The 18,416-nt window shown below is 68.3% G+C and carries 21 protein-coding genes; 15 read left to right on the forward strand and 6 right to left on the reverse strand.

From position 1 onward, the window contains the following. Positions 1 to 16: 16 nt before the first annotated feature. Both ACSX1C_RS04010 and ACSX1C_RS04015 read left to right on the forward strand, forming a co-directional pair. Positions 17 to 1,165, forward strand: coding sequence for an acetyl-CoA C-acetyltransferase (locus ACSX1C_RS04010; RefSeq protein WP_439888339.1), 1,149 nt, complete (start codon positions 17 to 19; stop codon positions 1,163 to 1,165). Between the two features lie 135 nt (positions 1,166 to 1,300). Then, positions 1,301 to 2,176 carry an SDR family oxidoreductase gene (locus ACSX1C_RS04015; RefSeq protein WP_439888340.1) on the forward strand — a complete coding sequence of 292 codons (876 nt, stop codon included), beginning with the start codon at positions 1,301 to 1,303 and terminating at the stop codon, positions 2,174 to 2,176. A 75-nt stretch (positions 2,177 to 2,251) separates the two neighbouring features. On the opposite strand, the gene ACSX1C_RS04020 is transcribed toward ACSX1C_RS04015, so the two are convergent. Continuing rightward, positions 2,252 to 3,145, reverse strand: coding sequence for a LysR family transcriptional regulator (locus tag ACSX1C_RS04020; protein ID WP_439888341.1), 894 nt, complete (start codon positions 3,143 to 3,145; stop codon positions 2,252 to 2,254). 85 nt (positions 3,146 to 3,230) lie between these two features. Between ACSX1C_RS04020 and ACSX1C_RS04025 the strand changes: the two genes are divergently transcribed. Next, complete coding sequence (locus ACSX1C_RS04025; RefSeq protein ID WP_439888342.1) at positions 3,231 to 4,007, forward strand: NAD(P)H-dependent oxidoreductase; 777 nt, start codon at positions 3,231 to 3,233, stop codon at positions 4,005 to 4,007. 820 nt (positions 4,008 to 4,827) lie between these two features. On the opposite strand, the gene ACSX1C_RS04030 is transcribed toward ACSX1C_RS04025, so the two are convergent. Then, positions 4,828 to 5,622, reverse strand: a complete 795-nt coding sequence (locus ACSX1C_RS04030) for an alpha/beta fold hydrolase (RefSeq protein WP_439888343.1) — start codon at positions 5,620 to 5,622, stop codon at positions 4,828 to 4,830. 73 nt (positions 5,623 to 5,695) lie between these two features. Further along, positions 5,696 to 5,884 carry a hypothetical protein gene (locus tag ACSX1C_RS04035; protein ID WP_439888344.1) on the reverse strand — a complete coding sequence of 63 codons (189 nt, stop codon included), beginning with the start codon at positions 5,882 to 5,884 and terminating at the stop codon, positions 5,696 to 5,698. A gap of 246 nt (positions 5,885 to 6,130) precedes the next feature. Between ACSX1C_RS04035 and ACSX1C_RS04040 the strand changes: the two genes are divergently transcribed. The 8 genes from ACSX1C_RS04040 to ACSX1C_RS04075 all read left to right on the forward strand — a co-directional run bounded on the left by ACSX1C_RS04040 (position 6,131) and on the right by ACSX1C_RS04075 (position 12,693). Continuing rightward, on the forward strand, positions 6,131 to 7,318 hold the full coding sequence (locus tag ACSX1C_RS04040; protein ID WP_439888345.1) for an acyl-CoA dehydrogenase family protein: 1,188 nt from the start codon (positions 6,131 to 6,133) through the stop codon (positions 7,316 to 7,318). Further along, positions 7,315 to 8,508: an acyl-CoA dehydrogenase family protein gene (locus tag ACSX1C_RS04045; RefSeq protein WP_439888346.1), complete on the forward strand. Its 1,194-nt coding sequence runs from the start codon at positions 7,315 to 7,317 to the stop codon at positions 8,506 to 8,508. The genes ACSX1C_RS04040 and ACSX1C_RS04045 overlap by 4 nt, the downstream gene beginning before the upstream one ends. 22 nt (positions 8,509 to 8,530) lie before the next feature. Then, the gene (locus tag ACSX1C_RS04050; RefSeq protein WP_439888347.1) at positions 8,531 to 9,313 is read left to right on the forward strand and encodes an SDR family oxidoreductase; all 783 of its coding nucleotides are present in this window, start codon (positions 8,531 to 8,533) and stop codon (positions 9,311 to 9,313) included. 2 nt (positions 9,314 to 9,315) lie between these two features. Beyond that, positions 9,316 to 9,774: a MaoC family dehydratase gene (locus ACSX1C_RS04055; protein WP_439888348.1), complete on the forward strand. Its 459-nt coding sequence runs from the start codon at positions 9,316 to 9,318 to the stop codon at positions 9,772 to 9,774. Positions 9,775 to 9,996: 222 nt separating this feature from the next. After that, positions 9,997 to 11,199 carry an acetyl-CoA C-acyltransferase gene (locus ACSX1C_RS04060; protein WP_439888349.1) on the forward strand — a complete coding sequence of 401 codons (1,203 nt, stop codon included), beginning with the start codon at positions 9,997 to 9,999 and terminating at the stop codon, positions 11,197 to 11,199. A gap of 36 nt (positions 11,200 to 11,235) precedes the next feature. Continuing rightward, the gene (locus ACSX1C_RS04065) at positions 11,236 to 11,844 is read left to right on the forward strand and encodes a transferase hexapeptide repeat family protein (protein WP_439888350.1); all 609 of its coding nucleotides are present in this window, start codon (positions 11,236 to 11,238) and stop codon (positions 11,842 to 11,844) included. Between the two features lie 19 nt (positions 11,845 to 11,863). Next, on the forward strand, positions 11,864 to 12,253 hold the full coding sequence (locus tag ACSX1C_RS04070; RefSeq protein ID WP_439888351.1) for a steroid Delta-isomerase: 390 nt from the start codon (positions 11,864 to 11,866) through the stop codon (positions 12,251 to 12,253). Further along, positions 12,250 to 12,693 (forward strand): nuclear transport factor 2 family protein, encoded by a 444-nt coding sequence (locus ACSX1C_RS04075; RefSeq protein WP_439888352.1) that lies wholly within the window; start codon positions 12,250 to 12,252, stop codon positions 12,691 to 12,693. Before ACSX1C_RS04070 ends, ACSX1C_RS04075 begins: the two co-directional genes overlap by 4 nt. 108 nt (positions 12,694 to 12,801) lie before the next feature. Here the strand turns inward: ACSX1C_RS04075 and ACSX1C_RS04080 are convergent, their stop codons facing one another. Both ACSX1C_RS04080 and ACSX1C_RS04085 read right to left on the reverse strand, forming a co-directional pair. Then, positions 12,802 to 13,296 (reverse strand): SRPBCC family protein, encoded by a 495-nt coding sequence (locus ACSX1C_RS04080; protein WP_439888353.1) that lies wholly within the window; start codon positions 13,294 to 13,296, stop codon positions 12,802 to 12,804. Between the two features lie 15 nt (positions 13,297 to 13,311). Then, positions 13,312 to 14,085, reverse strand: a complete 774-nt coding sequence (locus ACSX1C_RS04085) for an SDR family oxidoreductase (protein WP_439888354.1) — start codon at positions 14,083 to 14,085, stop codon at positions 13,312 to 13,314. A gap of 162 nt (positions 14,086 to 14,247) precedes the next feature. Here ACSX1C_RS04085 and ACSX1C_RS04090 point away from each other — a divergent pair, with 162 nt between their 5' ends. Genes ACSX1C_RS04090 through dmpG form a run of 4 tightly spaced genes read left to right on the forward strand, consistent with a single transcriptional unit; the run spans position 14,248 to position 17,828 of the window. Then, on the forward strand, positions 14,248 to 15,081 hold the full coding sequence (locus tag ACSX1C_RS04090; protein WP_439888355.1) for an alpha/beta fold hydrolase: 834 nt from the start codon (positions 14,248 to 14,250) through the stop codon (positions 15,079 to 15,081). Next, entirely contained in the window at positions 15,078 to 15,869 is a 792-nt protein-coding gene (locus tag ACSX1C_RS04095) for a fumarylacetoacetate hydrolase family protein (RefSeq protein WP_439888356.1), read from the forward strand. The genes ACSX1C_RS04090 and ACSX1C_RS04095 overlap by 4 nt, the downstream gene beginning before the upstream one ends. Before the next feature lie 2 nt (positions 15,870 to 15,871). Then, the gene (locus ACSX1C_RS04100) at positions 15,872 to 16,780 is read left to right on the forward strand and encodes an acetaldehyde dehydrogenase (acetylating) (RefSeq protein WP_439888357.1); all 909 of its coding nucleotides are present in this window, start codon (positions 15,872 to 15,874) and stop codon (positions 16,778 to 16,780) included. A gap of 13 nt (positions 16,781 to 16,793) precedes the next feature. After that, positions 16,794 to 17,828, forward strand: a complete 1,035-nt coding sequence (gene dmpG / locus ACSX1C_RS04105) for a 4-hydroxy-2-oxovalerate aldolase (protein WP_439888358.1) — start codon at positions 16,794 to 16,796, stop codon at positions 17,826 to 17,828. A gap of 291 nt (positions 17,829 to 18,119) precedes the next feature. Here dmpG and ACSX1C_RS04110 read toward each other — a convergent pair whose 3' ends face one another. Next, positions 18,120 to 18,287 (reverse strand): hypothetical protein, encoded by a 168-nt coding sequence (locus ACSX1C_RS04110; protein WP_439888359.1) that lies wholly within the window; start codon positions 18,285 to 18,287, stop codon positions 18,120 to 18,122. Positions 18,288 to 18,416 lie beyond the last annotated feature (129 nt).

Genomic DNA, 18,416 nt, shown 5'->3' on the forward strand with positions numbered 1-18,416 from the left:
GACAGGAGCTCTTCCCATGCCCGAAGCCTATATAGTCGACGCCCTGCGCAGCCCCACCGGGCGGCGCAAGGGTGGCCTGAGCCAGATCCACGCCGCCGACCTGGGCGGCCATGTGCTGCGCGCCCTGGTCGAGCGCAACGGCATTCCCGAGCAGGACTACGACGACGTGATCTTCGGTTGCGTCGACACCATAGGTCCGCTGGCCGGCGACATCGCCCGCACCAGCTGGCTGGCCGCCGGCCTCGACCAGGCGGTGCCCGGCACCACCATCGACCGCCAGTGCGGCTCCTCGCAGCAGGCCGTGCACTTCGCCGCGCAGGCGGTGATGAGCGGCACCCAGGACGTGGTGATCGCCGGTGGCGTGCAAACCATGACCCAGATCCCCATCTCCTCGGCCATGATCGCCGCCGAGCCGCTGGGTTTTTCCGACCCCTTCAGCGGCTCCGAAGGCTGGGTGCGCCGCTACGGCAGCCAGCCGCCGACCCAGTTCAAGGCGGCGCAGATGATCGCCGAGAAGTGGGGACTGTCGCGCGAGGCGCTGGAAGCCTATTCACTGGAGTCGCACCAGCGCGCCCTGCGCGCCATCGCCGAAGGCCGTTTCGCCCGCGAAATCGTGCCGCTGGCCGGGGTCGAGCAGGACGAGACGCCACGCCAGACCTCGCTGGAGAAGATGGCCGAGCTGGATTTCCTGTTCGGTTGCGACCGGGTCACCGCCGCGGTGTCCAGCCAGACCTGCGACGCCGCCAGCGCCCTGTTGATCGTCTCCGAGGCAGCGCTCAAGCGTTACGACCTGACCCCGCGCGCGCGCATCCAGCACCTCAGCGTGCGCGCCGACGACCCGATCTGGATGCTCACCGCGCCGATTCCGGCCACCGCCTACGCGCTCAAGCGCGCCAGCCTGCGCCTGGACGACATCGACTTGGTGGAGATCAACGAGGCCTTCGCCTCGGTGGCCATGGCCTGGCTCAAGGAGACCGGTTACCCCCACGCGCAGACCAACGTCAACGGCGGCGCCATCGCCCTCGGCCACCCGCTCGGCGCCACCGGCACCCGGCTGATGTGCAGCCTGCTGCACGAGCTGGAACGCAGCGGCGGTCGCTACGGCCTGCAGACCATGTGCGAAGGCGGCGGCCAGGCCAACGTCACCATTATCGAGAGGCTGTGACCCGTAGCCCGGATGCAATCCGGGACGGCGCGCCCCCGGATTACATCCGGGCTACCCCTGAAGCTACTGCGTTCGGCCATACGGCGTTCGTGACGCTTCAGGGGCCAACTTTCCCCCGCGTTTCTGGAGAACAAAATGGCAATCTGCAAAGACCGCGTAGTGATCATCACCGGCGCCGGCGGTGGCCTGGGCAAGGCCTATGCCCTGGCCTTCGCCGCCGCCGGCGCCCAGGTGCTGGTCAACGACATCAACCTGGCCGCCGCCGAAGCAGTGGTTGCCGAGATCCGCGCCCAGGGCGGCGTGGCTCAGGCCAATAACGGCGACATCACCGACTATGCCGCGGCCGGCGCCATAGTGCGCCAGGCCCTGGAGGCCTTCGGCGACCTGCACGTGCTGGTGAACAACGCCGGCATCTGCCGCGACCGCATGTTCGCCAGCCTCACCGAGGCCGACTGGGACGCGGTGATGGCGGTGCATCTCAAGGGCCACTTCTGCCTGGCCAGCCACGCGGTCAAATACTGGCGCGAGCAGGCCAAGGGCGGCCAGACGGTCAAGGCGCGGATCATCAACACCAGCTCCGGCGCAGGGCTGCAGGGCTCCATCGGCCAGTCCAACTACGCCGCGGCCAAGGGCGGCATCGCCGCCCTGACCCTGGTCCAGGCCGCCGAGCTGGCGCGCTACGGCATCACCGCCAACGCCCTGGCCCCGGCCGCGCGCACCGGCATGACCGAGCAGGTGTTCGCCGCGGTGATGCAGAAGCCGGAGCAGGGCTTCGACTACTTCGCCCCGGAAAACGTCGCGCCGTTGTTGGTCTGGCTCGGCTCGGAGCAGTCCCAGCAGGTCAGCGGCCGGCTGTTCGAGGTGGAAGGCGGCAAGCTGTCCATCGCCGACGGCTGGCGCAAGGGCCCGGAACGCGACAAGGGCGGGCGCTGGCAGGCGGAGGAGCTGGGCGAGGTGGTCGAGCAATTGCTGGCCGAGGCCGTGCCGGCGCAGAAGGTGTACGGCAGCTGAACATCGTTGCGCCGCCAGGAACCGGGCCTAATGGCCCGGTTTTTTATGGGCGGCAGCTCGGCGGGCCTGCGGCGCTTACAGCGAACCGGCGATGAATTCCCGCAGCCAGCGATGGGCGGGGTCGCGGTGGGCTCGCTCGTGCCAGATCAGGGCCATCTCGTAGCCCGTCACCTCGACGGGCGCCTCGACCACTTGCAGCGCGGCACTGTCCCGCACCAGGCGCGAGGGCAGCATGGCCACCAGGTCGCTGCGCTGCAGCACCGAGATCAGGAACAGGAAGTGCGGCACCGACAGCACCACCCGGCGCGTCAGGCCCCGCGCGGCCAGCGCCTGGTCGGTGATGCCGTGAAAGCCGCCGCCATCCGGCGAGACTATCGCCTGCTCGAGCGCGCAGAACTGCGCGAGCGTTGGCCGTTTGCGCAGGCCTGGATGCCCGGCGCGGCCTACCAGCACGTAGCGTTCCTGGAACAGCGCGCGGCGATGCAGGCCGGCCGGGGCCTCGTCGCTGACATGAAAGGCGAGGTCGATCTCGGCGTTCTCCAGCTGCTTGGCGATGCGCTGCGGGGCCAGTTCGAACACCGCCAGGCGGGTGCCGGGAGCGGCCGCGCGCAAGGCGGGCAGGGCCGGCAGCAGCACGGTCGATTCGCTGTAGTCGGTGGCGGCGACGCGCCAGCTGTGGTTCGCCTCGGCCGGGTCGAAGGGGCTGGCCGGCGCGACCACCCGCTGCATCGCCTCCAAGGCCTGGCGCAGCGGCTCGCGCAGTTCCTCCGCGCGGCTGGTGGGGCGCATGCCTCGTGGCCCCGGCAGCAGCAGGGGGTCGTCGAAGATCTCCCGCAGCTTGGCCAGGTGCACGCTGACCGAGGGCTGGGAGAAGTGCAGGCGCTCCGCAGCGCGGGTCACGTTGTGCTCGGCGAGCAGGGCGTCGAGGGTCACCAGCAGGTTGAGGTCCAGCCGGCGTAAATTAGTCATGACAATACCTGGGATATTGGATATTCATTTCAAATATACCTGGTGCCACGCCAAGCTGCGCGCCCCTGGTATTGGAGACCCCGCCATGAATGTTCTGCTCGTCTACGCCCATCCCGAACCCCGCTCGCTGAACGGCTCGCTCAGGGACTTCACGGTCCAGCGCCTGGCCTCGGCCGGTCACGCGGTGCAGGTGTCGGACCTGTACGCCATGAACTGGAAGGCCGCGTTGGATGCCCAGGACAGTCTCGACCCGCCGGCCGAGGCGCGCTTCAACCCATCCCTGGACTCCAAGCGTGCCTTCGAGAACGACCGGCAAAGCCCGGACATCGCGCGCGAGCAGGACAAGCTGCGCTGGGCGGATGCCGTCATCCTGCAGTTCCCCCTCTGGTGGTTCTCCATGCCGGCGATCCTCAAGGGCTGGGTGGAGCGCGTCTATGCCCACGGCTTCGCCTACGGTCTGGGCGAGCACTCGGCCAGCCGCTGGGGCGACCGCTACGGCGAAGGCAGCCTGGCCGGCAAGCGCGCCATGTTGCTGGTCACCGCCGGCGGCTGGGAGTCCCACTTCGGTCCACGGGGCATCCACGGACCGATAGACGACCTGCTGTTTCCCATCCACCACGGGGTGCTCTACTACCCCGGCTTCGACGTGCTGCCGCCGTTCGTGGTGTACCGCACCGGGCGTATCGACCAAGACCGTTATGCGGGGATTCGCGAGAAGCTCGGCGCGCGCCTGGACGCGCTGTTCGACACCGCGCCCATCCCCTACCGTCCGCAGAACGGCGGGGCTTACCAGATCCCCGAACTCACCCTGCGCGCCGACATCGCCCCGGAGCGCATCGGCTTTGCGGCGCATATCGTCTAGCGGGGAGAAGGCCTTGGCCGCGAGGCTTGGTTGGCGCTCAGGTTGGCGTTCAGGCCGCCGCCTAGTTATTGGCTTTGCACTTAGGTTCCACCCTTACGGCGGGTCACTTCTGGCAGTCGCCCCAGAAGTAACCAAGAGGGCTTGCCCCTGCATTCGGCCTGCCTACGGCGGGTTCCCTCACTCCATCATTGCTCCGATGGCCCGCTGCGAAGGGCCATCCCTTGATGGTTCCCACGCTCCGCGTGGGCACGATCAAAAGCTCTTTGCTGCTGGGTTGCACAGTTCGTCCAGACGACGCGGTCCGGGGGCCCGTCAGGAGGCCGAGTGGAGGTGCTGTGTAGAAGGGCATTTGGCATGGATGCCAAACGAGGAACGATGGGCCAGGGATGGCCCTTCGTGACGACCCTCGGAACAGCACCGGAGCGAGGGAAGTTGAGCGTAGCGAAACCCGTATGCCGGGCGCGCTTTCTCTTTGCTGACCCTGATATAAAAAGTCTCTTTCGCGCGAGCAAAGAGAGACGGAGCGAAGCGAAGTAACAGCCGCAGGCTGGCCCGAAGGGTGAGCGTAGCGAATCAAGTAACTCGCCGTAAGGGCGAAAAGGGTCGTTTAGCAGCAATGCAGATGCGGCGGGGTATCGTCGGTGTGCGGGTCAAACGCAGCGTCGACAAGAAGGGAGGGGAGTTTATTAGTTGGGGCTCGCCATCTATGCGCCATGCCGGGCACAACGCCATTACACGCCCATACGCCTGACCACGATCACCCGACTGCCCCATCAGCGGATCGTCGTAAAAGTCGCGAAGCCATTTAGCCCCAAGCCCCTCAGCCCGCGAGAAAGCGCGCAATGGCCTGATTAACTACGTCCGGGTGAGTGATCGGCCCCATATGCCCCAGCCCTTCGAACTCGATCACCTGCACCCGCGGCAGGGCAGCGGTCAGCAGCCGCCCCACGGCCCGCGACGAAGCTGGGGAGTTTTGCCCGATCATATAGAGCACGGGCACATTCAAGGCGGCGAACGCCGCCAGGGGCGTGGGCTCGCCGAGCAGGGCGTGCGCCCAGCCGGGCAGGTTGCCGATGGTCGCGACAATCGGGCCCTGGCGCGTGGCCGGCATGCGGGCCCATGAACCCTTGCCCATCCAGTAGTCGATGAAGTGTTCGGCGGCGCCGGCCGGGTTGTCGGTCTCCAGTTCGGCTACCGCCGCAGCCACCGTGGCGCGGATGCCATCGGCGGCATTCGGCGGCGGGTTTTCGGCGTCGAGCAGGGCGAACAGGGTGGGCTCGTACAGGGCCAGGGCGCGGATGCGGCGGGGCTGCGTCACTGCCGCGAGCAAGGCCACCGCGGCGCCGTAGGAGTGGGCGACCAGGGTGCAGGGCGCGCCCGCGCGGGCGAACACCGGCTCGAGCAGCGCCAGCTCGTCGCCCAGCGTCAGTGGGCGCTCCCCTGGCCAGGCCGGGCTCTGGCCCGCGCCGTAGGCGTCGGCGGCCAGCACGTGGAACTCGGGGGCGAGGTGCTCCAGCAGGGCGCGCCATTGGTTGCAGCTGCTGGCGTTGGCGTGCAGGCAGACCACGGCGGGGCCGGAGCCTGCCTCGCGGAAGTAGGGGGTTGGCGACTTCATGCTGGGTCCTCGGGCGCTGGGCGACCTTGCTGGGGCGTGGCTGTTGGGCTGCGGCCGCCAAACCAGCCGGCCCCTAGCGCTTGAACAGCGACGAGTCCAACTGGTTGAAGCAGCGCACTAGGCGTTCGCGGGGAACCTCCGGGAAGTTCTTCTGCGTCAGCTCCACCAGCACGGCCGGCTTGACCCGCCCAGACCTGAGCTGGCGCTGCATATAGGCGCCAATCTGTTCGTCGCTGACCGGCGCTGGCTGCTGCTCGTCCATTCCCTTCTCACTCCCCACGCATTGGCTGTCTGTGGAGCATGACTATACGCCCATCGGCCTCGGCCTAAACACGTCCGCCTGGCGCCAGGGGGGCGGTTTGCTCTGGCCGCTGAGCGGGGCGGCCCTGGCATCGGCCATTCGGACTAGTCAGCGCTAACGATTTGCCGCCCGGCCATTGCCGCCAGACTCCCCGGCAAGCGGGCGCAGTTCCGGGTGCCCGACCCGATCAGTGACAAGGCACAGACCATGGAATTTGCATTCAGCGACGAGCAGGACATGATTCGCGAGTCCGCCGAGAGCTTTCTCGCGGATGTCTCAGACTCCGCCGCGGTGCGGGCGGCGATGGCCAGCGAGCTGGGCCATGACCCCGCGCTCTGGCAGCGCCTGTGTGGCGAGATGGGCTGGTCGGCCATCCATATCCCCGAGGCCCATGGCGGCCTGGGCCTGGGCTTCGTCGAACTGGCCATCCTCCTGGAACAGATGGGCCGCCGCCTGCTCTGTTCGCCGTTCTTCGCCACAGCCTGCCTGGCCACCCCGGCGCTACTGCTGGGCGGCAGCGAGGCCCAGCGCAGCCGCTGGCTGCCGCCGATCGCCGAGGGCAGCCTGACCGCGGCCCTGGCCTTCAGCGCGGGGCGTGGCTGGGACGCCACGACCCTGGGCGCCACGGCGCGGGCCGAGGGCGAGGGCTTCGTGCTGAACGGCGAGCTGGCCCAGGTGGTCGACGGCCACGGCGCCGGGCTGCTGATCGTCGCCGCGCGGGCCCCGGGCTCGAGCGGCCTGGATGGCATCAGCCTGTTCGCCGTGGCGGCCGACAGCCCGGGCATCGGCCGGTGGCTGACGCCGACCCTGGATCAGACCCGCAAGCTGGCGCACATCGAACTGAACAACCTCTATGTTCCGGTCGAGGCCCTGCTGGGCCCGGCCGGGCAGGCCGGCGCGCTGCTGCAGCGGGTGCTGCAACTGGCCTGCGTGGCCCTGGCGGCCGAGCAGACCGGCGGCGCCCAGCAGGTGCTCGACCTGAGCGTCGCCTATATGCAGGAGCGCCAGCAGTTCGGCCGGCCGATCGCCAGCTTCCAGGCGCTCAAGCACCGCGCCGCGGACATGATGCTGCAGGTCGAGTGCGCCCGCTCGGCGGCCTACTACGCCGCCTGCGTGGCCCAGGAAGCGCTGGACCCGGCCGGCGACCCGGCGGTGGCCGCCGAGTTGCCGCTGGCCGCGGCCCTGGCCAAGGCCGAGTGCGGCGAGGCCTTCTTCCACTGTGCGGCCGAGTCCATCCAGTTGCACGGCGGCGTCGGCTTCACCTGGGAATACGACCCGCACCTCTATTTCAAGCGCGCCCGGGCCGGCGAGGCCTTCCTCGGCGCGCCGTCCTGGCACCGCGAGCGCATCGCCGCCGCGCTGCTGGACGCCCCACAAGCTGGAGAACAGCCATGAAGCTAGGATTCACCGCCGCGGACGAGGCATTTCGCGCCGAGGTCGCCGCCTGGCTGGCGGCCAATCTGGGTGGCGAGTTCGAGGAGTTGCGCTTTCGCGGCGGCCCGGGCGACGAGCACAGCTTTCCCGAGCAGCGCAAGGCCTGGGAACGCAAGCTGGCAGGGGGCCGCTGGACCTGCGTCGGCTGGGCGCCGGAGCACGGCGGCCGTGGCCTGTCGATCAACCAGCAGGTGATCTTCCACGAGGAGTACGCCCGCGCCGGCGGTCCCGGACGCATGGGCCATATCGGCGAGGGCCTGGCCGGGCCGACCATCGCCGCCTTCGGCACGGACGAGCAGAAGCGCCGCCTGCTGCCCGGCATAGTCGCCGGCACCGAGTTCTGGTGCCAGGGCTATTCCGAGCCGGGCGCCGGCTCGGACCTGGCCAACGTCAAGACCCGCGCGACGCTGGACGAGGCCGGCGGCAAATGGCGGATCAACGGGCAGAAGGTCTGGACCTCCCTGGCCCACGAGTCCGACTGGTGCTTCGTCATCGCCCGCACCGAAGCGGGCAGCGTCGGCCACCAGGGCCTGTCCTTCCTGCTGGTGCCCATGGCCCAGGCGGGCGTCACGGTGCGGCCGATCGAGCAGCTGACCGGCACCAGCGAGTTCAACGAGGTGTTCTTCGACGACGCCGAGACCGACGCGGCCAATATTCTCGGCGCGCCGGGGGAGGGCTGGAAGATCGCCATGGCCCTGCTCGGCTTCGAGCGCGGGGTCTCGACCCTGGGCCAGCAGATGCTGTTTCACAACGAGCTGGAAGAGATCATCGCCATCGCCAAGGCCAATGGCGCCGCCGCCGATCCGCTGCTGCGCCAGCGCATCGCCAAGGCCTGGAGCGGCCTGCGCATTCTGCGCGCCAACTCCCTGCGCATGCTCTCGGGCCCGCAGGACGGGCGGCTGCAGCGCGAGGCGATGATCTACAAGCTGGGCTGGTCCACCTGGCACCTGGAGCTGGGCAAGCTGGCCATGGACGTGCTCGGCGCCGACGCCGAGCTGCTGGAGGGCGGGCCCTACCAACTGGGCCGCCTGCAGTCGATGTTCCTGTTCAGCCGCTCGGACACCATCTACGGCGGCAGCAACGAAATTCAACGCAACATCATCGCCGAACGCGCGCTGGGCATGCCCCGCGAACCGCGCGTGCGCGGCTGAAGCCCTGTCGAGGAGATTGCCCATGTCCATTCCCCATTACGTGCCGGGTCACGGCCTGCTACGCGGCAAATCGGTGCTGATCACCGCCGCCGCCGGCGCCGGCATCGGTTTCTCCGCCGCCCTGCGCGCCGCCGAGGAAGGTTGCCGGGCGCTGTTTATCAGCGATATCCACGAGGGCCGCTTGGCCGAGGCGGTGGCAAAGATCCGCGAGCAGAGCGGGTTGCAGCAGGTATTCAGCCAGGTCTGCAACGTCGCCGATGAGGCCCAGGTGCAGGCGCTGATCGAGGCGGCCGAGGGTGAGCTGGGCGGCGTCGATGTGCTGATCAACAACGCCGGCCTGGGCGGCTCGCGGCTGCTGGTGGAGATGAGCGACGAGGAGTGGAGCCGGGTGCTCGACGTGACCCTCACCGGCACCATGCGCATGACCCGCGCCATGCTGCCGAAGATGATGGCGCGTCAGCGCGGGGTGATAGTCAACAACGCCTCGGTGCTCGGCTGGCGCGCGCAGAAGGAGCAGAGCCACTACGCCGCCGCCAAGGCCGGGGTCATGGCGCTGACCCGCTGCGCCGCGGTCGAAGCCGCCGAGCATGGCATCCGCATCAACGCGGTGAGCCCGAGCATCGCCCTGCACGATTTCTTGCGTAAATCCGCGCCGCAGGCGGTGCTGGAGCAGCTGGCGGCCAACGAGGCCTTTGGCCGCGCTGCGGAAGTCTGGGAGGTGGCCAACGTGATGATGTTCCTGGCCAGCGACTACAGCTCCTATATGACCGGCGAAGTGCTGTCGGTCTCCAGCCAGAGGGCCTGAGCATGCCGCAGATATTCGAGACGCCCTTTGCGCTGGCCGACCGGGTCGGCGAACAACTGGGCCACAGCGACTGGCTGACGCTGGAGCAGCAACGCATCGATCAGTTCGCCGAGGCCACCGGCGACCACCAGTGGATTCATGTCGACCCCGTGCGCGCGACCAGCGGCCCGTTTGGCGCCTGCATCGCCCACGGCTACCTGAGCCTGAGTCTGGTCAACCTGTTCCTGCCGCAGATCCTCGAGGTGCGCGGCATCAGCATGGGGGTGAATTACGGCTGCGAGCGGGTGCGCTTCCCCAATGTGGTCAAGGCAGGCAGCAGGGTACGCGGCAGCGCGCAATTGATCGCGGTGGAGGAGGTCAAGGGCGGCGTACAGGCCACCACCCGGGTGACCGTGGAGATCGAGGGTGAGGAACGCCCGGCCTGCGTGGTCGACACCATCAGCCGTTATTACCCGAGCTGAAAGTTACCCGAGCTGAAAGCTGCTGCGGGCTTCGCGCGCGGTGCTACTGCCGCCTTGCCTGCGTTCGCGACGCTTTCAGTCCTATAGCCCGGATGCAATCCGGGAGCGGAATTTCCCCGGGTTGCATCCGGGCTAGCAGAACCGCTGTGCGTCCTTCTTCCGCCGGGAGAAGGGTGGGGCGAGGGATGCAGATCCCCGCCGTAACAATCCGAGGATTCAGTAATGAAAGAAGCCGTCATCGTCTCCACCGCCCGTACCCCGATCGGCAAGGCCTTTCGCGGCGCCTTCAACGACACCGAGGCGCCGGCCCTGGGCGGCCACGTGGTGGCCGAGGCGGTGCGCCGCGCCGGCCTCGAGCCGGGTGAGGTGGACGACGTGCTGATCGGCGCCGCGGCGCAGCAGGGCACCCAGTCCTACAACCTCGGCCGGCTGTGCGCCATGGCCGCCGGCCTGCCGTCGAGCGTGGCCGGCATGGCCATCGAGCGCCAGTGCGCCTCGGGCCTGATGAGCATCGCCACGGCGGCCAAGGCGATCATCTGCGACGAGCTGGACATCGCCGTGGCCGGCGGTCTGGAGTCCATCTCGCTGGTGCAGAACAAGCACAAGAACCTCTACCGCAATCAGTCCGAGGAGGTGCTGGCGCACGACCCACGGGCCTATATTCCGATGATCGAGACCGCCGAGATAGTCGCCGAGCGCTACGCCATCAGCCGCGAGGCCCAGGACGACTACAGCTACCAGAGCCAGCTGCGCACCGCCCAGGCCCAGCGCGCCGGGCTGTTCGACGCCGAGCTGGCGCCGCTGACCAGCCGCCAGGCGATCTTCGACAAGGCCAGCGGCGAGACCCGCTACCAGAGCGTCACCCTGGAGCGGGACGAGTGCAACCGCCCGGATACCAGCCGTGACAGCCTGGCGGCGCTGGAGCCGGTGTGGCAGGGCGGGCAGTGGAGCGGACCGGGTCGCTGCATCACCGCCGGCAACGCCTCGCAGCTGTCCGACGGCGCCAGCGCCTCGGTGCTGATGAGCGCCACGCTGGCCGAGCGCAAGGGCCTGGCGCCCCTGGGCCTGTACCGGGGCCTGGCGGTGGCCGGCTGCGACGCCGACGAGATGGGCATAGGCCCGGTGTTCGCCATTCCCAAGCTGCTCAAGCGCCACGGCCTCAAGGTCGATGACATCGGCCTGTGGGAGCTCAACGAGGCCTTCGCCTGCCAGGTGCTGTACTGCCGCGACCGCCTGGGCATTCCCGACGAGCGCTTGAACGTCAACGGCGGCGCCATCGCCATCGGTCATCCGTTCGGCATGTCCGGCGCGCGCATGGTTGGCCACGCCCTGCTCGAGGGTAAGCGCCGCGGCCTGCGTTACGTGGTGGTGAGCATGTGCGTCGGCGGCGGCATGGGCGCCGCGGCGCTGTTCGAGGTGCTCTAAGTCCGCCGGCGCGGACGGCCAGGAAAGGAGGAGGCGATGGCCAAGGTCTATGGCTTCGAGGGCGTTATTCCGGTGGTCGATCCGGCCGCCTTCGTCCATCCGGATGCGGTGCTGATCGGTGACGTGATCATCGCTGCGCACTGCTATATCGGCCCGGGCGCCTGTCTGCGCGGCGACTTCGGGCGCATCCGCATCGAGACCGGAGCCAACGTCCAGGACAACTGCGTGCTGCATTCCTTTCCGGACGCCGAGATGTGGGTCGGGCCGGGCGGCCATATCGGCCACGGCGCCATCCTGCACGGCTGCCGGGTGGGTGCCAATGCCCTGGTCGGCATGCATGCGGTGTTGATGGATGGGGTCGAGGTCGGCGAAAACGCCTTCGTCGCCGCCCTGGCGTTCGTCAAGACGGGGCAGGCGATTCCCGCCAACAGCCTGTTCGCCGGCCAGCCGGCGCGCTGGGTGCGCGGCCTGACGGCCGACGAGATCGCCTGGAAGCGCCGTGGTTCGGCCCTCTACCAGGAGCTGGCGGGCCGCTGTTTGAAAGGGATCGAGGCGGTCACGCCGTTGTCCGCCGAGGAACCCGAGCGCCCGCGCATAGGCTGGGCCGCGCAACCCAACAAACCCCAGGCAGCTGTCAAACCATAACCCCCCGAAGGGACTGCAGATGATCAAACCGGAACAGATACAGCAATGCATGGCGCGTTACATCGAGTTGGTGGATGCCGGCGATATCGACGGCATAGTCGCGTTGTACGCCGCCGATGCGGTGGTCGAGGACCCGGTGGGCCAGGCGCCGATAGTCGGCATCGAGGCCATCGAGGCCTTCTACCGCGAGGGCCTGGGCCTGAGCGAGGCCCGCGCGACGCTCAGCGGGCCGGTGCGCGCCACCCTCAATGGCTGTGGCGCCATGGCCTTTCGTGTGGACCTGAACTGGAGCGGCGAGCGCTGCTCGATCGAGGTGATCGACGTGATGGAGTTCGACGACGCCGGCAAGATCCGCTCGATGAAGGCCTACTGGAGTGCGCTCAACCTGCAGATGGGAAGTGCAGCATGAGCCTGGAGCAACGCATTGCCCGGCTGGAGGCGCTGGAGGCGATCCGCCAGCTCAAGCACCGCTACCTGAACGCCTGCGACCTGAAGGATGTCGAGGCCATCCGCGACTGCTTCGCCGAGGGGCAGATACTGATCGACTACGGCCCGCTCGGGGTGTTCGAGGAGCGTGACAGCTTCGTCGCCCTGTACCGCGAGCTGGTCTGCCGGGACGCGGTGATCGATCTGCACCACGGCGCCAACCCGGAGATCGAGCTGCGCTCGGCGACCGAGGCTTCGGCGCGCTGGGCGCTCTACTACTTTAACCTGGACGGCGAGAGCGGCGCCACCCGCCAGCTCGGCGGCTTTTACCAGGACCGCTATCGGTTGACCGAGGCTGGCTGGCAGATAGTCGAGACGCGTTTTCGTGCGCATTCGCAGGTAGTGGGGCAGTCGGCTCCGTAGACCAGGCCGTGATCGGTGTCAGAACCTGGGATGGGAGGCGCGCAGCGACTCCCATCGCGGCCGTGGGACTCCACCCATGAGATCGCAGGCTCAACCCCTCCTGCGGGGCTAGATGTCGCGCGGCTTGAACGCCGGGTTTTGCGTCTCGCCGGTCTCGTAGAAGACCTTGAGGTTGACGGCGATCTGCGCCACCACCTTGTTCAGCGCCCGCCTCAGCAGCAGGCGGTCCAGCAGGCGGCCGAACAGCCCGCCGGCCGGGCGGTAGATCAGGCTGGCGGTGAAGCGCGTGCGCGTGCCGTCCGGGGCGATGGCGTAGCGGAACCAGGCCTGGCGAAAGGGTGGCGGCGCGCCCTTGGCGCCACGGTGCAGGCGGATCAGAAAGCCCTCGCCCTCGCGCCATTCTTCCACCGTCTCATCCAGCCACTGGCCGTTCTTCTGCAGTACCCGGCGACTGGCGCCTTGGCCGTGCGCAGGGCCGCGATGCAGCTGGCAGCCGGTCAGGTTCGGCACGTAATGGGGGGCCAGGCTCAGGTCGCGGAGTTTGTCCCAGACCTGTTCCTGGGGGAGCTCGATATGCAGGCTATGGCTGGCGCTTGAGGTCATCTGTGAAGGCTCCACTCAATGCTCCCGGGCAGCGTCGAGAAAGGCCGGGCGTTCGCCGCCGCCGTGCACGCAGAGGTCGGCGCCGCTGACGTAGCGGGCCAGCGGCGAGGCCAGGTACAGGCAACTGTCGCCGATATCCTCGGGCTCGGCCAGACGTTGCAGCGGAATGGTCGCCGCCACCCGGGCCACGCCGGCGGCATCGCCGTAGTGCAGTTCGGCCTGCTCGGTGCGGATCAGCCCGGCGGTCACCGCGTTGACCCGCACCCTGGGCGCCCACTCCACCGCCAGCGAGCGGCTCAGGTTGAGCAGCCCGGCCTTGGCCGCGCCATAGGCGGCGGTGCCCGGCGAGGGGCGGGTGGCGCTGACGCTGCAGATATTGATGATGGCGCCGCCCTCGGCCTGCTGCTGCATCACCCGGTTGGCCAGCTGACAGAGGTTCAGCGGTGCCAGCAGGTTGAGGCGGATGATCGCCTCGGAGAAGCGCGGCGAGGCCGTGGCGGCGTCGGCATTGGGCGCGCCGCCGGCATTGTTGACCAGTACGTCGAGGCGGCCGAAGCGCTCGACCACCGCGTCGATCAGGGCCACCGCCTGCTCCCAGTCGCGCAGGTCGCAGGGCAGGAACAGCGCCTGGCGGCCGTCATGCTCGGGCAGGCTGGGCGGCGCTTCACGCCCGCAGATCACCAGCTCGGCGCCGCATTGCAGAAAGCGCTGGCTGATGCCGCGGCCGACGCCCTTGCCGCCGCCGGTCACCAGCACCACCTTGCCGCGAAAATCCATGGGATCGCGCATCGTTGTTTCGCTCCTCGGTTCGGGATAGACGCGAGGCTAGGGCGCGGCGCCAGCGCTGCCTACGTCCGAGCGGACTAGGGCGGCTGCTAGTCCTGTCGGACGATGTTGCCCAGCAGGGGGCTGGGAATAATCCGCTAAACCGCGAACTCCCAGGAGGACCCCATGGGCGCTAGACCGCAAGGGCATTTCGTCACGCTGAACGATGGACTCAGACTGCACTATCTAGATCTTGGGGCCGGGCAGGGCGAGCCGCTGGTGTTTATCCACGGCAGCGGCCCCGGCGCCAGCGGCCACAGCAATTTCAAGCAGAACTACCCGCAGTTCGCTGCCGCCGGTTATCGGGTGCTGGTGCCCGACCTGCCGGGTTACGGCGCCTCGGACAAGCCGGAAACCACCTACAGCCTGGACTTTTTCGTCGCCGCCCTGGTCGGCCTGCTGGATGCCCTGGACATCCGGCGCTGCGTGCTGGTGGGCAACTCCCTGGGCGGTGCGATCGCCCTCAAACTGGCCCTGGATCAACCGGCGCGGGTCAGCAAGCTGGTGCTGATGGCGCCAGGCGGCTTGATGGAAAAAGAGCAGTACTACCTGCAGATGGAAGGCATCCAGCAGATGGCGGCGGCCTTCGTCAATGGTGAGCTGAACGATGCTGCGGGCATGCGCCGGCTGCTGACCCTGCAACTGTTCGACCCGGCGCTGATCGACGACGAGACCGTGGCCGAGCGGGTGGCGGTGGTGGCGCAGCAGCCGCCTTGCGTACTGAGCAGCATGCAGGTACCGAACCTGAGCGCGCGCCTGGGCGAGTTGGCCTGCCCGATTCTCGGCTTCTGGGGGATGAACGACAAATTCTGCCCGGCGTCCGGGGCGCAGACCCTGATGCAGGCCTGCCGCAACATCCGCTTCACCCTGCTCAGCGAGTGCGGGCACTGGGTGATGGTCGAGCACCGCGAGCTGTTCAACCGCCAGTGCCTGGACTTTTTCGCGGAGGGCCGGCCATGACTCAGGCCTTGCGTGACCAGCATGCCGAGGCGCTGTACCAGGCCCTGAGCAGCGGCACCACCCTGCAGCCGCTGACCGCGCGCTGGCCGGCCATCAGTATCGAGGACGCCTACCACATCTCCCTGCAGGTGGTGCAGCGGCGGGTGGCCGCCGGCGACGCCATAGTCGGCAAGAAGATCGGCGTTACCTCGGCGGCCGTGCAGCGCATGCTCGACGTGCACCAGCCGGACTTCGGCTTTATCACCCGCGACATGAGCTTCGCCGACGGCGCGGCGATCTCGCTGTCCGCCAACAAGCTGATCCAGCCGCGCGCCGAGGGCGAGATCGCCTTCAAGCTGAAACGCGACCTGGTCGGCCCCGGCGTCACCGAGCAGGACGTGCTGGACGCCACCGAGTGCGTGATGCCCTGCTTCGAGATAGTCGACTCGCGCATCCATGACTGGAAGATTCGCATCCAGGACACCGTGGCCGACAACGCCTCCTGCGGGGTCTTCGTGCTCGGCGCCGAGCGGGTCGATCCGCGCGAGCTGGACCTGCCCAACCTGCGCATGCGGGTATTCAAGAACGGCGCGCAGATCAGCGAGGGCCTGGGCTCGGCGGTGCAGGGCAACCCGCTGACCGCGGTGGCCTGGCTGGCCAACACCCTGGGCGCCTTCGGCATTCCCTTCAAGGCCGGCGAGATCATCCTCTCCGGCTCGCTGGTGCCGCTGGAGCCGGCGCGGGCCGGCGACCGCTTCGAACTGACCATCGACGGCCTGGGCAGCGCCCGGCTGTCCTTCGAGGAGTGACCATGAGCAAGAAACTCAAGGCGGCCATCATCGGCCCGGGCAACATAGGCACCGACCTGTTGATCAAGATGTGCCGCTCCGACTGGATCGAGCCGGTGTGGATGGTCGGCGTCGACCCCGAGTCCGAGGGCCTCAAGCGCGCCCGCGAGCTGGGCCTGAAGACCAGCGCCGCGGGCGTCGACGGCCTGCTGCCGCACGTGCTGGACGATGACATCCGCATCGCCTTCGACGCCACCTCGGCCTATGTGCACGCCGAGAACAGCCGCAAGCTCAATGAGCTGGGGGTGATCATGATCGACCTCACCCCGGCGGCCATCGGCCCCTACTGTGTGCCGCCGGTCAACCTCAAGCAGCACGCCGAGACCCTGGCGCTGAACGTCAATATGGTCACCTGCGGCGGCCAGGCCACCATCCCCATGGTCGCCGCCGTGTCGCGGGTGCAGCCGGTCAGCTACGGCGAAATCGTCGCCACCGTGTCGTCCCGCTCGGTCGGCCCGGGCACCCGGCAGAACATCGACGAATTCACCCGCACCACCGCCGGCGCAGTGGAGAAGATCGGCGGCGCCCAGCGCGGCAAGGCGATCATCGTCATCAACCCGGCCGAACCGCCTTTGATGATGCGCGACACCATCCACTGCCTGACCGAATCCGAGCCGAACCAGGACGCCATCCGCGCCTCGGTGCTCGACATGGTCAAGGAGGTGCAGCGCTACGTGCCCGGCTACAAGCTGATCAACGGCCCGGTGTTCGACGGCCGCAAGGTGTCGATCTTCGTCGAGGTCGAGGGGCTCGGCGACTTCCTGCCGAAGTCCGCCGGCAACCTCGACATCATGACCGCCGCCGGTCTGCGCACCGCCGAGATGTTCGCCGAAGAGGCCCATAAGGGCGCCCTGCAACTGCCTGCCCGTTGAGTGGAGAAACAACATGAACCTGCAAGGTAAGCGCGTGCGCCTGCACGACATGAGCCTGCGCGACGGCATGCACGCCAAGCGCCACCAGATCGGCCTGGACGAGATGGTCAACGTGGCCACCGGCCTGGACGCCGCCGGCGTGCCGCTGATCGAGATCACCCACGGCGACGGCCTGGGCGGCGCCTCGCTGAACTACGGCTTCCCGGCCCACAGCGACGAGGAGTACTTCGCCGCGGTGATCCCCAAGATGAAACAGGCCAAGGTCTCGGCCCTGCTGCTGCCCGGCATCGGCACGGTCGATCACCTGAAGATGGCCCATGAGCACGGCGTCTCCACCATACGCGTGGCCACCCACTGCACCGAGGCGGACGTGTCCGAGCAGCATATCGGCATGGCGGCGAAGATGGGCCTGGACACCGTCGGCTTCCTGATGATGGCGCATATGGTCAGCGCCGAGAAGTTGCTGGAGCAGGCCAGGCTGATGGAGAGCTACGGCGCCAACTGCATCTACTGCACCGACTCGGCCGGCTACATGCTGCCGGACGAAGTGACCGAGAAGATCGCGGTGCTGCGCGCCGGCCTGAATGCCGAGGTGGAGATCGGCTTCCACGGCCACCACAACATGGGCATGGCCATCGCCAACTCCCTGGCCGCCATCGAGGCCGGCGCGGCGCGCATCGACGGTTCGGTGGCGGGCCTCGGCGCCGGTGCCGGCAACACCCCGCTGGAGGTGTTCGTCGCGGTGCTCAAGCGCATGGGCGTGGACAGCGGCGTCGACCTCTACGCCATCATGGACGTGGCCGAGGACCTGGTGGTGCCGATGATGGATCAGCCCATTCGCCTGGATCGCGACGCCCTGACCCTGGGCTATGCCGGGGTCTACAGCTCCTTCCTGCTGTTCGCCAAACGCGCCGAGAAGAAGTACGGCGTCTCCGCCCGCGAACTGCTGGTGGAACTGGGCCAGCGCGGCACCGTGGGCGGTCAGGAAGACATGATCGAAGACCTGGCGCTGACCCTGTCGCGCTCGCGCGAGGTATTGCCGACCTGAGGGGCTAGCGTCTGCGCCACAGACGGCAGGGCTTGCGCGGCAAGCCCTGCCGTTTTTGTTTGCGTGGTTGGCACGAGGGTCGAGTTTTTGGGGCGCCTCAGGGCCACAGGTGCTGGCGCGGGTGGATAGTGCCGGTTATGGGGCTCTGCCCGGCGGGCGACTCGGTCGTTCTCTCGCTGAGCGCGCCCTACAGTCCCTGCTCCAGCCTGGGCGTCCGCGCACAGTGCGCCGGCCGCAAGGGGATGCAGCGGTTAACCCGGCCCAGGGCTTGAAGGAGCTGGCGCTGCCGCTTCAGGGCAGCAGGCGATGGATCGAGGGGGCGGGCATATAGCAGCCGCCGACATAGGCCTGGCAGGCGGGCTGGCTCGCCAGTCGGTAGCTAGGTTGCTGCAGCAGGCTGAGGGCGGCGGCGCTGGTGATGCAGACGAAGAGCAACAGGGTAAGGGTGACTTTCTTCATGGCGCACCTCGGCTTGCAGGAGCCGCCGCGTTCGGACTGTTGCGCCGTCGCGGCCGGAACCGGGTTTTGTTGTTGTTGTGCAGCCACCTTAGGCGCGGATGTGGCGGTCGGCTTCGTCCGAATGGACTA

Origin of the sequence: Pseudomonas sp. MBLB4123, assembly GCF_051904775.1 — a bacterium.
Lineage (GTDB): Bacteria > Pseudomonadota > Gammaproteobacteria > Pseudomonadales > Pseudomonadaceae > Aquipseudomonas > Aquipseudomonas benzenivorans_B.